This is a genomic window from Chitinispirillales bacterium ANBcel5, assembly GCA_029688955.1.
GTDB lineage: Bacteria > Fibrobacterota > Chitinivibrionia > Chitinivibrionales > Chitinispirillaceae > Cellulosispirillum > Cellulosispirillum alkaliphilum.
The window spans coordinates 99,507-115,416 of the sequence record JARUKZ010000011.1; the positions used below are offsets into that span (position 1 = coordinate 99,507).

16 protein-coding genes are annotated in these 15,910 nt (G+C 39.4%); 10 read left to right on the top strand and 6 right to left on the bottom strand.

Annotated features, from left to right (window positions below; genetic code table 11):
- The first annotated feature begins 65 nt into the window (after positions 1-65).
- The 7 genes from QA601_08170 (at position 66) to QA601_08200 (ending at position 6,075) form a co-directional block, all read left to right on the top strand.
- A complete protein-coding gene (locus tag QA601_08170; protein MDG5815049.1) occupies positions 66-467 on the top strand; it encodes a hypothetical protein in 402 nt (133 codons plus the stop codon).
- A 6-nt stretch (positions 468-473) separates the two neighbouring features.
- The gene (locus tag QA601_08175) at positions 474-1,214 is read left to right on the top strand and encodes a ZIP family metal transporter (protein MDG5815050.1); all 741 of its coding nucleotides are present in this window, start codon (positions 474-476) and stop codon (positions 1,212-1,214) included.
- Between the two features lie 12 nt (positions 1,215-1,226).
- On the top strand, positions 1,227-2,096 hold the full coding sequence (locus tag QA601_08180; GenBank protein MDG5815051.1) for a TIM barrel protein: 870 nt from the start codon (positions 1,227-1,229) through the stop codon (positions 2,094-2,096).
- Between the two features lie 149 nt (positions 2,097-2,245).
- Entirely contained in the window at positions 2,246-3,034 is a 789-nt protein-coding gene (gene rsmA / locus QA601_08185) for a 16S rRNA (adenine(1518)-N(6)/adenine(1519)-N(6))-dimethyltransferase RsmA (protein MDG5815052.1), read from the top strand.
- Positions 3,031-4,971 carry a hypothetical protein gene (locus QA601_08190; GenBank protein ID MDG5815053.1) on the top strand — a complete coding sequence of 647 codons (1,941 nt, stop codon included), beginning with the start codon at positions 3,031-3,033 and terminating at the stop codon, positions 4,969-4,971. Before rsmA ends, QA601_08190 begins: the two co-directional genes overlap by 4 nt.
- The gene (locus tag QA601_08195; protein ID MDG5815054.1) at positions 4,965-5,459 is read left to right on the top strand and encodes a hypothetical protein; all 495 of its coding nucleotides are present in this window, start codon (positions 4,965-4,967) and stop codon (positions 5,457-5,459) included. The genes QA601_08190 and QA601_08195 overlap by 7 nt, the downstream gene beginning before the upstream one ends.
- On the top strand, positions 5,425-6,075 hold the full coding sequence (locus tag QA601_08200; protein MDG5815055.1) for a hypothetical protein: 651 nt from the start codon (positions 5,425-5,427) through the stop codon (positions 6,073-6,075). The genes QA601_08195 and QA601_08200 overlap by 35 nt, the downstream gene beginning before the upstream one ends.
- A gap of 2 nt (positions 6,076-6,077) precedes the next feature.
- Here the strand turns inward: QA601_08200 and QA601_08205 are convergent, their stop codons facing one another.
- From QA601_08205 to hisH, 5 genes are all read right to left on the bottom strand, one after another.
- Entirely contained in the window at positions 6,078-7,649 is a 1,572-nt protein-coding gene (locus QA601_08205; protein ID MDG5815056.1) for an oligosaccharide flippase family protein, read from the bottom strand.
- A complete protein-coding gene (locus QA601_08210) occupies positions 7,643-8,845 on the bottom strand; it encodes a glycosyltransferase family 4 protein (GenBank protein ID MDG5815057.1) in 1,203 nt (400 codons plus the stop codon). Before QA601_08210 ends, QA601_08205 begins: the two co-directional genes overlap by 7 nt.
- 10 nt (positions 8,846-8,855) lie before the next feature.
- Positions 8,856-10,046 carry a glycosyltransferase family 4 protein gene (locus QA601_08215; protein ID MDG5815058.1) on the bottom strand — a complete coding sequence of 397 codons (1,191 nt, stop codon included), beginning with the start codon at positions 10,044-10,046 and terminating at the stop codon, positions 8,856-8,858.
- A gap of 157 nt (positions 10,047-10,203) precedes the next feature.
- Complete coding sequence (gene hisF, locus QA601_08220; GenBank protein MDG5815059.1) at positions 10,204-10,983, bottom strand: imidazole glycerol phosphate synthase subunit HisF; 780 nt, start codon at positions 10,981-10,983, stop codon at positions 10,204-10,206.
- Entirely contained in the window at positions 10,976-11,596 is a 621-nt protein-coding gene (hisH, locus tag QA601_08225) for an imidazole glycerol phosphate synthase subunit HisH (protein ID MDG5815060.1), read from the bottom strand. The genes hisF and hisH overlap by 8 nt, the downstream gene beginning before the upstream one ends.
- A 212-nt stretch (positions 11,597-11,808) precedes the next feature.
- On the opposite strand from hisH, the gene QA601_08230 reads away from it, so the two are divergent.
- Both QA601_08230 and QA601_08235 read left to right on the top strand, forming a co-directional pair.
- Positions 11,809-12,474: an HAD hydrolase-like protein gene (locus QA601_08230; GenBank protein ID MDG5815061.1), complete on the top strand. Its 666-nt coding sequence runs from the start codon at positions 11,809-11,811 to the stop codon at positions 12,472-12,474.
- Entirely contained in the window at positions 12,444-13,697 is a 1,254-nt protein-coding gene (locus QA601_08235) for a S41 family peptidase (protein ID MDG5815062.1), read from the top strand. Before QA601_08230 ends, QA601_08235 begins: the two co-directional genes overlap by 31 nt.
- Positions 13,698-13,728: 31 nt before the next feature.
- Here QA601_08235 and rsgA read toward each other — a convergent pair whose 3' ends face one another.
- Positions 13,729-14,646 carry a ribosome small subunit-dependent GTPase A gene (rsgA, locus tag QA601_08240; GenBank protein MDG5815063.1) on the bottom strand — a complete coding sequence of 306 codons (918 nt, stop codon included), beginning with the start codon at positions 14,644-14,646 and terminating at the stop codon, positions 13,729-13,731.
- Between the two features lie 84 nt (positions 14,647-14,730).
- On the opposite strand from rsgA, the gene larC reads away from it, so the two are divergent.
- Complete coding sequence (gene larC / locus QA601_08245; GenBank protein ID MDG5815064.1) at positions 14,731-15,903, top strand: nickel pincer cofactor biosynthesis protein LarC; 1,173 nt, start codon at positions 14,731-14,733, stop codon at positions 15,901-15,903.
- The last annotated feature ends 7 nt before the right edge of the window (positions 15,904-15,910 follow it).

The following is a 15,910-nucleotide window of genomic DNA, read 5'->3' on the forward strand; positions in this document are numbered from 1 at the left end:
GTTTTTTGCCTGTTTTCTTACTGTGAGCAACTGGTATACTAAATGCGCAATGACTGGGGGGTATTATGTTTTTTTACATAGAATTTCTGATTGCATTGATGGTTGCTCTTTTCATTACTGCAATAATTGCGGCGGGACTGCGCAAATCAGCGTCTGTAAGGCGCTATGTTTCAATTTTTATTCTTATACTTCTTGCAGCCTGGGCCGGGGGGTTATGGCTTGTGCCTGTAGGGCCTGATTTTGCGGGAGTCTCTGTGCTTACCTTTGTGATAGTGGGAATAATTACTGCTCTTATCCTGGCTATCGGGGCATATCCCTATTATCCAATTTTTCAAAGAGAAGAGAATCCCACTAATCCTAAACGGCCTATAAAAGCACAGCCGGTAAGTGGATTCTTTTGGCTTCTGCTTGTAATTTTAGCTTTAGCTATCATTGCAGGATATTTGTGGCCAGCAAGGATAGTGTAAAAAAGAATGCTATACTGGATACTTTTAGCGACCCTGTCGACCAGTCTAATGGCGTTTGTCGGAGCCCTTACTCTCTTTTTCAGGTCCCATATACTAAAACTAATCCTTTCGGTTTTGGTAGCTTTTTCTGCCGGCACTCTTTTAGGGGCTTCATTTATCCACCTTATACCAGAAGCGTTTCATGAAAGGGGAGTAGACGAACAGTTGTTTTTGTGGTTGCTGCTGGGGTTTACCGTAATGTTTTTGCTTGAGCAGACCATAAGTTGGCATCACTGTAACTTTATTACAGAAAAGCAGAAAAAAGCGCCTGTCACCTATATGATCCTGGTAGCAGATGGGGTACATAACTTCATTGATGGTCTTGCAATAGGTGGAGCTTTTATTGTGAGCTTTGAAGCTGGTATTGCTGTTTGGGTAGCAAGTATTGCTCACGAAATACCCCAGGAACTTGGTGAGTTTGGTGTTTTGCTTCATGGTGGGTGGAAAAAGGGAAAGGCCCTGCTTTTTAACTTTATTTCTGCATTAAGTATTGTGCCAGGAGGCGTTGTAGCATATTTTGCTGCACAATTTCTGGACATGACTTTCCTTTTGCCTTTTGCTGCCGGCACATTTATCTACATTGCTGCTTCAGACCTTATTCCAGAGGTAAAACATACCGAAGAGCTTAGGGATGGGTTAAAACATTTTGTTGCGTTTATAGCTGGTATGGCACTGATGTATTTGATTGAGAGCACTTTTCACCATTAAGAGAGCTATTAAATGAGGCTGGGGATTAAGCTGGACCTGAGGTTTTCAAGAAGCGAAAAGCTCAGAGAACTTTTTGAGGGGCGGGATATTTTAAATACGCTTTTTGATCTGGGAATCAGAGCTGTTGAAATACCGATAGGAGAAACCACCGATCGCAAACGCATGGCGGATCACTTCGCTAAAATAATAGAATCTGGTTTGGTTGTCTCTATTCATCCCTATTCTGAGGGAACAAAATTCAACCCGCTTTATTTTTCACCTACACCAAAGGATCCCTGTCGTTTGTTTCATGAGGAGATTTTTCTTCTGGCATTGGATGCAGCGGTCCTGCAAAAGCAAAGAGTTATAGTAAATCTTCACCCGGCTGCCGGTCCTGCTTCAGTACCAAGGGAGTTGCAGCTTGAGCGTTCAGCAAAGTTTTTCGGGTGGAGCAATAGGTGGTGTGAGGAGTTTGCTCAGGGGGTAATCCCTGTTGCAGAGCTTCAGATAGCCCCAAACAGGGATGAGGGGTTGTTTAGAATTGGAGATACATTTGAGGAGCTTGAGTATATAAATAGCTACAGTTCAAGTGGTTTGTGCTGGGACTTTGGTCACAGTTTTCTTAACCATATTCGATATGCTACTACTCCCCTGCCCCCGCCACATCTGATTGAGAAGATAGTTCATGTTCATTGTCACGATGCATTGGACGGGGTAGATCATATGCCATTACTTTATGCAAATAGTGGTTGGGAATACAATCTTATCACCTTACGCCAAAGGGGTTTTGACGGAACGGTGATCCTTGAGGTGCCATCGAAAAACTTTTTAAAAGCAGGTGGATTTGAGTCTGTTGAAAGGTCGGTTAAAAACCTGAAAAAAGTACTTGATCAGCCGGTGTAATTTCTGCTTCAGAAATCCTCATTTTGCTTTCAGTAACTCTGTTATTAATTCATAATATATGTATATTTATTTTTATTGCTTTTAATTTAGTATTGATTTATATCACAAAATATCAGAACTGGCCACATTCAAAAAGGTAGTTGCAGGATTTGGGTCCCAAAAAACAACTTGGACAGCATTTTCTTATCGCCCCCTCTTATGCCAAAAGAATTGCAGAGGCAGTACCTTGTTGCAATTCAGAGTGCAAGGTTCTTGAAATAGGGCCCGGACGGGGTGCTTTAAGTGTACCTCTTAAAGAGCGTTGTCCTGCTTTTCATCTTGTTGAAGTAGATAAAGATGTTTTAGAATCTCTAACGAGAAAACTTGGAGAGGGAGAATATACGCTTCACCGTGCAGATGTAATGAAATTTGATTACGGGTTGGTAGGTTTTCCTCTTCATGTGGTAGGTAATCTGCCCTATAATATCGGTGCCTGTATTATAAAGAAGACCCTTTTATATGGCTCGAAGGTAAAAACGTGTACGTTTATGGTTCAAAGAGAGGTTGCTCAGAGAATTGTTTCCGGGCCCCACAGCAGAGACAATGGTTTTTTGTCAATATTTTGCCAGTTTTTTGGAACAGTGAAAATACTATTTAATGTTCCACCAGGAGCTTTTTTTCCACCACCCAGGGTTGATTCATCGGTGTTTCAGGTAGTGGTGGATCCAAATGTGGAAGAAAAACTTTCCCCGGAGCACTGGGAACGTTTCTTTGCTTTTGTAGACAGTGGGTTTTCAATGAGAAGAAAGCAACTTGCCAAGATCCTCAGTGTTAAATATGGCAAAAGGCGATTGTATTACGAATCTGTTTTGGAGCAAATCGGTATCGACAAATTGTCAAGACCGGAGGACCTTGATGTATCGTTGTGGCTTGAGCTTTTTAGGAAGTGCACTCTGTGACACATAGTTATGGAATCGCAGGATTGATTTTAGCTCTTTTGCTATCTGTTGAAGCCCAAAACTGGCCTTCTGAACTAACCATTCCTGAATCAAATTATTCAGACCAAGAGCAGCCGCAGTTCTATATTAACAGTGAAATTTTTTATGAACAGAGCTTTCGAAGTAGAGATTATCTGCTTTGGAATAATTCATCAGGTCCCTTTTCTATAAAACAGAGTATAAATCATGAGCAGTACATTCAGGGTAATCGTCAAAAAAGGCGCTTTATGGACATCTCGGGGAGTGCAACCCGGGTAACCGGTGTAGAGGGCTTAAAAGTTGGTTTAGGGTGGAGTCCTGTAATAAATACCAATATAAGAGAGCAAAGTGGCGGACATGAAGTAATTAAAGATATAGGGCCTTTACTGAAATATGACTACAGGGGAATACCTGCTGTAGTAAAATTTGGAGTTTCCGGAAGGAGCCATCTTGATACTCTAATGGTTAGTAGAGAGGCGATTTCCTCACGACTCAGGAATCATTGGGGAGTGTATGGTAGTTTTGATATAGGTGATTACAGCAGACCGATACCTGGTTATCCTGTGTATGCGCATGTCTCGGGATTTGGTCGTTCGGTCAATAAAGAAGGCATGGCTCTTTTTTCCGGAGCATTGTTGGCAGTGCAGGAGATTGAAACAGGAGATAGTCTGATATTTTACTACGGGGACACTTTTTTTAATGGCAAGCTTGGTTATTTGGGGGAGAGTGATGACGGGGTATCATTAGTTAACACTCCCTGGAAAATGGAACGCAACTATCGTATTAGTGCAGGAGTAAAGGGTAAAGAACGGGGGGTGTTTTCACCTGCCTTATATTATTCCTTCTCTAAACTTGAAAATGATTACCCATCCAGCGATAAGTATTGGGTTGATTATTCTGCTACTCATAAATTAGGTACAGAAATAGTTACAGATACATCAAAAGTTCTCTCAGGAACTACCAGTTTCAGCATTCGGTGGAGAGAGTGGGATCGCAAGCAGGGTGGCAGTGATAACACTAATCTTAGGCTTGATTATAATCCTGCATTTCAGTTTTCAACTCGTTTCAGGTTGCCACTATCATTTGTTACATCGTATAGTTATTCAGTTTCAAGAATACTGACTGAACCGGCAGATCTTAAAACACAGTCCGAAACAGTTGGAGGTAATAACCTTGACAGGCTTTTTGTCAATCATAATTTAAGTCTTAGCTCAGGTAATTTCAGTGGATTACATTTTGAACTCTATTGGGATTTCAATGCTTATACACTGCATAACCTTAAAAGTCATAATAGCAGTCAAAACAGAACTGACCGTGGGCAAAGGCTGGGTCTTAAGCTTAACTATGATTTAGCTCACAATATAGCACTATCGGAGCACTTAATAGCAGAAGCACGGGTTTCAGAATATCATTTTCCGGTCTGGAGACAGGAACCAGAGGATCGTCCGGGTTATTCGCGTGTATTTAGCTCTGCTACTGAAGCTTGGTGGATGTTTCACCCATCATTTGGATTAAATGCTTTATGGGAAAAATCGTATAACGATGATGGATACTGGTATGGAAGAGAGTATATGATAGAGGAGCTTGAAATGGACAGTACTTTGCGTACTGATTTTTACGCAGTTGAGAATAAGTCAATACGGAATGCTTTTGATTTGACATTTATGTTTAGAGGGGAAAAAATTGAGGCAAGAGCTGGTGGAAGGATTGTAGGTATTCATGATATCAACTGGAATAAAGAGTACAAAACAGGTAATAGAGGACTTATTTTTGAGCCATATGCTGGCGGTATGTTTCAGGTAGGGTTTGTCGATCTGGAGTTTTATGTAAGGCACATCTCAGTTTTCAGAGAACGTGGTTCATTTGGTAAATCCGGAATATGGGATCTGAGATTATATCTTACAGGAGGGGTATGGTGAAAAGTAGTATTTTGATATCCTTTGTTGTACTGTTGGCATCTTGTAATCTTTTTGAACTGAAAGAGGCTGAATACCCGGATGGGCCTGGGAGAAGAGACCCGTTTAATTTCAATTATCTGCTTAGTCAGGCGACTTCATCGGGGGAAACTTTTAAAACATTGAATTATGAAGATATTTTTTCCTCAGACATGCAATTTGAATCGAGCGTATCAACTAAAAGAATAAGCAGAAGTGAAGTTATTGAGACGTTACAATATTACCAAAGTGAGCAGGATTATGTTTCCGGAATGCGATGGCAGATAAACAGGGTATTGAATGATGGTAAAAGAATATCTTTATTCGATGTGGAATATAGTGTGTACCAGGAAGGAATAGTTACGTTCTCGGGCAAAGCTGATTTCAAGGTGGAAAGAGAGCTTGAGTGGAAAATAACCTACTGGAAGGATTATCCCGATGATGAGACCAGACCATTTCTTAATCTTAGATAACCTATCGGGGGTAATGCAGAAGGTGCGGGTAGTTTTAGGAATTCTTTTATTTCTGATGTTAAAATCATGTAATGATTTTTTCCCCACCACAGGAGAACCGGTTACGGTAACCACAAGAAAAACTCCTCAGGGTGTTATACGGCAATTGATGAGATCGTACACAAACCGTCGTATTGATTTATTTGAAGACCTTTTACCTGTGACAGGAACTTTTCGTTTTTATATCTCTCCAAGTTTTGCAGAGGTGTACTCAACCCGTTCAGGTGTAACGTATGAGCCGGAAATAGACAGGTATTACTATGTCAGGGGCTTTAACTATTACTATTGGGGACAAAATGAAGAATTATCAAGGCACAGGAATCTTTTCAGGCAGGCAGATAAGATAGAATTTATTGAGCCTATTACGATTCAGGAGACCAGGTATACGGTAAAGCAGTGCAGCTCTTTGGTTTCAGATACTATTAATGCAGAGATACTGGTAACCACAGGGGAGTTGGTGATTAGTTTGGGAGAGGATACTTACCGAACATCTATTGACAAACAGGTTTTTTATCTTGAACGGGACCATCAGGGTTTATGGGTAATACGCGATTGGTTTGACCTTAGTTCCAATTAATTTTATTCACAGATTTTTTCAATGTTTTTATAGTCTGTAATAATTCCTATAAAAAAACCTGGTATAAATTTTGTAAATCCTGGCATAGTCTCTCTAATCTTTCTGAGCACCCTCAGGTCCTCTTGCTGAAAGGAGCCAAAACTTAGTGAACAAACTGCATAAGTTACAAAACCTGCTACTATCGACAGAAAAAAACCGAGCAGCGAACCATCTTTAGAGATTATTATTTTCATTACTAAACTCATTATAATTGTAGAAAAAAAGATTTTGGCAAGTGGAATAAATGGAATGATCACTTTCATTTTTTTACATGTATAAAGAATACCACCAGTACTGCCCAGAAGTGTGATTGAGCAATATGAAATAGCTGCTCCGATAGCTCCCCATTGCCGTATTAGAAAAAAATTTAGTACAATGTTTAAAAAAGCCAGGACTGAACCGTATTTAAAGATAAATGACTGTTTATTGAAAGCATAAAGAACAGCAGACGAAGGCTTTGACAAACTTGTAACAATTGACGTTAAGAAAACAAGCTGCATCACCCGTTGGGCATCAATGTATTCATAACCATAAAGGAATTTAATGATCTGAAAGGAAAGAATTGATCCCGCGGCTCCAATTGGAAATGAGAAAAAAGCCAGATACCGTACTGATAAATAAAATAACCTTTTTACTTTATCATAATCCTTTGATCCACAGTAATTTGACATAGCAGGGAAAAGAATTTTCCATATTGTGTTTGGGAAGATATTCACAAATTTGTTGGCTACATTATACCCAAGATTATAAAACCCGATTTGAGTTGAACTGCTGTAGCGACCAAGAAAGAAATTTTCACTTTTATCCCAGACAATTTTATCACATAAAATTATGGATAAAACGCTTCTGTTGTAATGCAAAACTCTTTTTTTCAGCTCTTGAGAGAGGCGTGTGCTGGTCTTTTTAAACATCCCTTCGCGCTTTAATACAAAAAAGTAGAAAAGAGCATTTATGAAAGAAAAAAGCAGCATTACAGCAAGAAGACCATTAACCCCTTTTCCGATATAGAGAACGTAGGCTTTGGCTAAAAAAGATAATGGGGAAGCAATAAAGTTAAAAACTGTAAAATATTCAAATTTTTGTATCCCCTCGATTGCGGCTGAAAATACCGCTGTAATCAGTCCCGGTATGATTCCAATAAACATGATCAAAAAGTAGACAGATTCATTTGGAGAAAAAAAGAAGGTCGAGATAGTACTTCTAAAAAAGATTAAAACAATAGTCGTTGGAACTGAAATTAAAAGTTCAATTTTGAGGATAAAAAGGATGATAGGCTTGCATTGGTTTCTTTCATTTTTCCCCTGGTATTCGGCTATAAATTTGGTTATTGCATGAATTAGACCCATTCCAAGAACCCACACTATTGTATTTGACATCCATAGTACAAGATTAAAAATACCGTAGTTTGATGGTCCGAGCTGACGGGCAATCCAAATGGAAATCAACCAGGACAGCAGTAATAGAGCAGTATTATTTAAAAGAATCATCACTGAATTTTTAATCAGTCTTGAACTTTCGCAAATAGTACTCAACACACCACCTCATTATAGAATTTTAAAGATTCAGCAGTAACTATTTCGGTATCATAAAAAAGAGATACTTTCTCTCTTGCATTCTTCCCAAGCATGCGGGATGAACGAGGGTGATCATGTAAAAAGGTCATTTTTTCCAGTAATGAATCAACCTGGTTTGGTAAAAAAAGTAAACCATTTTCCCCGTCTTCAATCATTTCCTTGTATCCACCGCAATTAGAAGCGCACACTGCTACACCTGTTGACATCGCTTCAAGGCACGTATAAGGAAAATTATCCCAAATAGAAGGAAAAAAGGCCGCTGAAGCTTTTTTGAGATATGCTCTTATTTGTTTATGTTCTGCACCTTTTACCCAGATCACCTTTTTGTCTAATTCATAATTCTCAATAATTGAAGTAATATACTGATCATACATTTGTCCTTCCTTGTACCTGCCATACGGTCTACCAATTAAATAGAGCTTTGGGGCGTTTCGTTTTAAGAGAAGCTTTTCATACGCTTCTAATAATAGGTGTACACCCTTTCTGTGCTCAACTCTTCCGGTATAGATCCAGTAATTATTTTTTTCTTTAGAAGGATGATAATCGTTTAATCTGATCGGGTTTGGATAAACAGAGACTTTTTTGAGTTGCCACCTTTTCTTAAGTATCAGAGCAAGAGATTTTGAAGGTGAAGAGATTGCCCTTGCCTTTTTCACCGAAGTTTTTTCCAAAAATTCCTGAAACAAACAATCTATGGGGTGTTCATGTATCATGTTAAATTTTCTTGCCATGCTCCAGGGTGTGTGTAAACGTACTACAAGAGGTAATCCTTTACCGGTAAAGTAAATACCTTCAGCACCACATTCAGGATATTCAATGATGTCAAAATAGTTATTTTCAAATAATACTTCATAGGCATTCCAGGCACTTTTAGCCCAGGCAAGGCGGTTGAGTGATTCAGGAATGAAATTATAGCATAGCATTCTAAAAAGGTAAAATTTTTTTTGTGTTGGAAGTGGATAGGGGCCAAGGGCAGTTCTGTGTACATGAACACCGTTTTGAATGTAAGAAACAGAATTAGGATTAACAGATCTGCATATGACATGAACTTCATGTTTTTTTTCTACGAGGGATTCTGCTGCATAGCTGGTATAGGTTCCGATTCCTCCAAAACCGCTTTCTTCAGGATATTCGTTTGAAATAAAAAGTACACGCATAGATTACCTGCTAATTCGAGACAGATTTATAAAGAGAAAGGAATTCTTTTCCGGTACACATAATCTCGTGGTTTTTACTGATGTATTGCAGCGCACTTTTACCTAAAGCAGAAGCAAGACGAGGGTTGTTGATGATATGAGAAATCATAGTTGTAAGTAGTTGTGGGTTTTTCAGGGGAAAAACCAAACCGTTGCTGCCGTGATTAATAAATTCTTTGATACCCTCTGCATCGGAGCAAACAATTGGAAGCCCTGATGCCATCCCTTCAAGAAGCGTGTTTGGACAGTTATCCATCAGAGAAGGGACTATCAAAATGCCGGATTTTTTGTATAGTTCAGAAATTTCTTGATGGTTAACTGCTCCTAAAAATAGAACCCTTGAGCATTCTTTGTAGCCCAGATTTTTAGCTATTGTTTGTTTGACTTTGCTGATGAATAATTTTTCAACTTCGCCTGCAAAGGTAATTGTAATTTTAGGATCTATTTTTAAAATATCTGTAATATAACGAGCAATAATACCGGCACCTTTTCTTTGCTCTAATCTTCCTACATAGAGAATCTTTTTTAGCGTCTTAGACTTGTAAGATCGTTTATCGCCAAAATCTCTAGTGTCAATGGGTGATTTAATAACTGAAAACCTGATATCAGCAATGTTCATGTGCTTATGTAACCAGCGCTGAAGAGCTTTGGTTGGAGAGATAAAAGCAGATGCATTTTTAATTGCTTTTGATTCAAATCGGTAAAAATTGGCTCTTTTGTTGGAGGTCGTTTTACCATTAATCATGTCGATAAGTTTCGAAGGCATACTGAATCGCACTATTATTTTGAAGGGAAGGGGTGGTTTAAGGCTGTAAGCTAAACCGCCGTATTCGGGTATCTGTACCACATTTAACTTTTCTTGCTTATGGATAGTAAGAAGTATTTGCCTGATATGTCTTGAGTGCCCTTTTTCCCAGGTTACAGCCCCGTTTTGGAACTTTTTTTCTACAAATTGTTTAATTCCTTTAGCCGATCGAAACTCGAAATGATGCACCTCAACAGCTGGTGAGAGATTTTGGGGCACAGTTCCTTTTCTAATAAGTACATGAACTTTGCACCCAAGATCTGTGAGTGCAGTTGCCAGTGTATAGGTGAATGAAGCTATGCCTCCCTGGCTACCATCTTCCTGAGGGTATTCGGAATTAATTAGTGCTATATTCATCGACTCGACTCAAAAGATCTGTGAAGAATACTATAAGATCCTAATTTTATAATGATTTAAGGGGATTGCCAAGTTTTATCTGTGGAGTGTATTTAGATCTTGGAATGGCTTATAAGACTAGCAAAGGGAGTAAACGGAGGAGCAGACATCGTTAACTTTACCACTGTGTTCTGATGTTGAGCCCTTGTCTGCTTAGTTCTGTTTTTAATTCCTTAATTGTAGATTGTCCGTAATGCAGAATCGAGGCGATAAGTGCCGCGTCGGCTTTGCCACGGGTAAGGACCTCGTACAGGTGTTCTGGTTTTCCACCACCACCCGATGCTATAACGGGTATTTTGACACTATCTGCAATAGATCTGGTTAGATTAAGTTCGTATCCTTCCCCGGTACCATCTGCATCGATTGAATTAATTACCAGTTCTCCCGCACCCAGCTTTTCTGCTTCAACTGCCCACCAGAGGGCATCGAGTCCAGTCTGTTTTCTACCGCCATGGGTAACAACTTCATACCCTGAGGGGATCTGTTTGGATTTAGTTACCCCAAGCACATCCATCGATAAAACAACTGCTTGAGAGCCAAGAAGAAGGGCCGTTTGGTTAATGAGTTTAGGGTTAGATACCGCAGCAGTATTGAGATTAATTTTTTCTGCTCCTGCCATTCTTACTTTCATGCAGTCTTCAACGGTTCTGAGCCCACCACCAACAGAGAAGGGAATAAAGATTTGAGATGCTACGTTTGAAACAACATCAATCATTATGTTGCGCTTATCACTTGAGGCTGTGATGTCGTAGAATACCAGTTCATCTATCCCTTCTTCATAGTATTTTTTAGCTGTACTGATCGGGTCCCCTATATCCTGAGTGTTGAGGAATTTAACGCTCTTTGCAAGCTTGCCATCTCTGACATCAAGGCATGAAATAATTCTTTTACTAAGCATCTTTACCATTCCACTGAGAGAAATTTTGCAGTAATCTTAAACCTGTTCTACCGCTCTTTTCGGGATGAAATTGAGTGGCAATTAAATTGTTTTGACCTATAATTGCAGGAAATTCAATTTCGTACTCACAAACACCTATTATAAGAGTATGGTTTACCGGGGCCGGATAGTATGAGTGTACAAAATAGAACTCTACTCCTTGGGAAAAACCTTCAAGCACAGGGTGGTGTCTGGTGGTGGTTATGGAGTTCCATCCCATGTGAGGGATTTTTAGATCAGGATTTTTTAGTTTAAAATGCACACACTCTCCCTCTATAAGACCAAGGCAGGAGGTGTTTCCTTCCTGAGAGTGACTTAAAATGATTTGTGTACCAAGACATATACCAAGAATGGGGGTCCCTTGTGAGAGGGCATCCTTTAGGGCTACATCCAGTTTAGTCTTTCTCAGCACCTCCATTGCAGTGCTTGCATGTCCTACCCCAGGAAAGATTATCCGCTCTGCGTTTCTAACATTTTTAGGGTCCGAAGTGATGCAGTTTGGTATTTTGAGGTGATCGAGAGCTCTTTTTACGGAAGTAAGATTGCCGGAATTGTAGTCAATGATTGCAATCATTGGGTAGTAAGTTCTCCGAATATAAGGTGTTACAAGATGGTCGGTTGCAGTTTGCTACCAAAAGTGTATTAAAATGCCTAAATAAAATAACATTTTACCCGGCTGATTAAAAAATATGTTTTTATTCTAAGAAATAGAACTTTTTTGCGCAAACAGGAGCTTTTTTTTCAGAATAATGTATTTTAAAATAAAGAAAAAACCGTGGAGATTAAATGAAAGATTACAGCTACTATCTTTTTGATGCTGATGGAACACTCTTTGATACAGCGGATATGATCTATTCCTGTTTTGAAGATACCTTTAAAAGGTTTGACCTAAACCCGGTTCCAAAAGAGATGATTTATTCCCATATAGGATTGCCGCTCAGGGATCAGCTCGAGGTATATATAGGTAATGTAGATGATGTCTTTTATCGGAGATATCGTGCAGCTCACATGAAACATCAGCTTGAGATATTTCGGGATTATTTGGTGCTTTTTAATGGGGTCAGAGAGACACTGGTTCAGTTAAAGGACCGGGGTAAAAGATGTGCAGTTGTAACGTCCCGAATGAAAGAGTCGCTTAGAATGTTTTTAGATGAGCTATCTATTCTTGAAAGCTTTGAAGTGTTTGTGACACCTGAGAGTACAGAAAACCATAAACCACACCCCCAACCGGCTTTTGAAGCTCTTAAGCTTCTGGGGGCAACTGAACAAAGTGATGCGATTTTTATAGGTGATTCATCTTTTGATATAGAGTGTGGAAATAGTGCCGGAATGGACACTGCTTTTGTGAATTGGAGCAAAATTGACCCCAAAACTCTTTCCGTTAAACCAACTTATATTTTAAACTCAATGGCGGATCTTTTATGTTCAAAAAAGGCAAGTTTAAGGTTGTAGTTGTTGTATTGTTTTTAGGTGGTTGCTTAGAAATATTAACAACCAGCAGCAATGATGATTCAGAACAGTTTCTATTTGCAGTTGCAGCTCTTGATGCATGGTTTCTCTATAGAGATAAGTTGCCCCGAAAACCAGAAATATACTCTGATCCTGTATTACTTTATCAAAGCTTAAATGAACCGTACACATCATTTCTGTACCCCGACACTGCTAAATATTTTTTAAGTATGATGTCAACATCATCTGCGGGGCTTGGTATCAGAACAGATTCTACAAAAAGAGGCTATGTCATACTGGATGTGATTGAAAATTCACCTGCTGAAACTGCTGGTTTGTTAAAACATGACACTATTATTAAAGTAGACGATAGTGATGTGGCCACAATGTCACGAATCGATTTTATAAATATTGTAAGAGGGCAAAAGGGAGATGAAAAGAGGTTAAAGATAAAACGAGCTGAAAGTGTACTGGATTTTAATATTACAATTGCTACATTTATGACCCCTTCAGTTTTCACGGATTCGTTAAGTGAGTCTACAGCTTACATACTGCTTACAACCTTTTTATCCGCTACTAACCGTGAAGGTGGCAGTGCACAGGAATTTCGCCAGGCTCTGGAAAAAAAGGACTGGGCTTCAAATATCATTTTAGATCTGAGACAAAACGGAGGAGGAGAAATAGAGCAAGCCATAAGCATCGTTTCTGAGCTTCTTGGGCCCCAAACGGAGATAATTACAAGTAAATATAGAAACTGTAACAACAATGCCAGATATTGTATTACGGAGAATTATACTTTGAGAACAGAGGAGGGGGGAGATTTTTCCAATAAAAGGCTTTGTGTTCTTATGGATGAAAATACCGCCAGTGCTTCTGAAATACTTATTTCTGCCCTTATAGATAACAGGGAGGATGTGACCACTATGGGGGGTAAAAGTTACGGAAAAGGGCGTGGTCAAGTGGTTTTAGAAGGACCGCAGTCCTGTATTGCAATTATTACATCCATGCAGTTTATGCCTGTTAAGGGGCTTGATTACGATCGGTATGGTATTGTGCCGGATATAGAGGTGTCTGGGATGGACATTGTAGAAAGGGCTCTTGAACATCTTGAAGGAGAGGTTGTAACCAAGCGAAAAGCTCTAAATGCTTCAAGAGTTCGATATTTATTTGAAGAATTTAGTGTAGAACATATGATGCCTTTGGCTATTACTAAAGAGGTAGAGTAAAAAGAGTTGGTAACGTCGTTTTAGTTTGTAGTTATACGCTTTTCCAATTCTGTTTTTTTCTCTCTTCCATCTCTTTTCTTATTTTGAGATAATGCTTATGTCTCCAGTGGGCTATTGTTCCACTATTTACCAGTTCTTTTACAGCGCATCCAGGCTCCTTTTCGTGCTTACAGTCATTAAAGCGGCACTCTCCTGTTTTATCTGCAATTTCGGGAAAGCAGTTCACCACACTGTTTTCATCAACTTGAGGAATCTCTATAAAGGCAAACCCCGGAGTATCTGCAATATACCCTCCACTTTGAAGCGCAGTAAGGGAGGTATGCGTTGTAGTGTGTGTACCTCTTCCTGTAGTTCCTGATACTTCGCCTGTTCTGAAAATTTGGTCGGGAAAAATTCTTGACAGTAGTGACGATTTTCCTACTCCGGAAAGCCCCGTCAAGGCAGATAATTTTGAAGTGCATAGAGTAGTAATGTGATTAAGACCCGAACCTTTTTTCGCTGATGTGAAAATGACCTCATATCCGATACGTGTGTAAGTATCCGTTACTTTTTTAAGCTCATCGGTTTGTTGGGAAGTGAGAAGGTCGGTCTTATTAAAAACAAGTACAGACTTTATATCATATACTGCAGCGGTAAAAAGATATCTATCAAGAGTGTTGAGGTCAAGAGATGGTGAAATAAAAGTGTTAATAAAAATTATCTGATCGATATTTGCAATAGGAGGCCTGGGAAGATAGCTTTTTCTTGGGGCTACACTTCTGATAACCCCTTCAAGGCTATCGAAGTTAATTATTTCCATCTCCACTATATCGCCGGTGCAAATTCTTCTTTTTTTCTTTTTCTGCTTCCCCAAAACAGTTGTTTTAACATTCCCTATCGGGGTGTCCACTACAAGATAATTCTTCTGTTCTTCTATAACTTTTGCTGTATAAACTGATTTGGTAGTCATATTTTCTTTGTGCAGGTTTTAATTTCTTGGTAGATAAAAATTACATCTTGTTTAATTTGTTCATCAACAGTAACGTTGTTTAAAATGAAAAAAATACTCTATTTTGACCTGGTAAGCGGAGCTTCAGGGGATATGATACTCTCCTCACTTATCGATCTTGGGGTTCCGGTGTCCTATCTTCAGGAGCAGTTAAAACGAACATCTATTCCAAAAATACACATTTCAGTGCAGCGAAAAAAAACTCAGGGAATAGAATCCACACAGTTAAAGCTCAATTGGGAGGAGCAGAAGCACTATCGCCATATTCATCAAATTATGGAGATTATTGAAAGTGGAAACTTTAGTGATTCGGTAGTGCAGAGGTGTTCTAAAGTATTAAATCACCTGGGAAGTGCAGAGGCAAAGGTGCATGGAGTACCTTTGGATCGGGTCCATTTCCATGAGATTGGGGCTGTCGATACAGTAATAGATATTTTGGGCATGAGTCTGTGTATGGAGTATTTGGAAGTGGATCATTTAGCATTCTCAAACCTTACTGTTGGGCATGGCTTTGTGAATACAGAGCATGGAAGAATGCCGGTTCCGGTACCTGCTACCGCTGAGATGCTAAGGGGGTTTTCTGTGAACAGGCTGGATATAGCGGATGAAATTCTTACTCCAACAGGATGTGCTCTGCTCACGGCTCTGGGGGAGCAGAGTGTCTTTGCACTTGATGGCACAGTGGAAAACAGTGGGGTAGGCTGCGGCAGTAAGGAATTTAAGGGGCATCCCAATGTTTTACGTGTGTTTTTGCTCAGTAGTAAGTTACAGCCTCAAACTGAGTGGATCTGTCAACTGGAGACTGATCTTGATCATGTAAGCGGAGAAGTAATGGCTCATATGAGCGATATACTGAATACAAGTGGAGCCTTGGATTCTTGCTGGATTCCTATATATATGAAAAAGTGCCGCCCGGGTTATCGCCTCTCCTGTCTGTGCAGGCCTGAAGATCGTGCTAAATTGATTGATTTAGTGATCAGGAACACAAGAACACTTGGGGTTAGATGGCAACTTCTAACAAGAACAATTGCAAAACGTAGGGTAGATAGTATTCGATTTTTGGGTGAAGAGGCAAAAGAGAAGGTGTGTAGTTATGGATCTTTTTCCTTTTCAAAACTGGAATATGAATCGCTCGTCAGGATTTCAGAGAAGAGTAAAATTCCTGTATTAAATCTTATAGAAGAATACATCAGCAGTAAAACCAAAGATTCAGAGTAATGCGTAA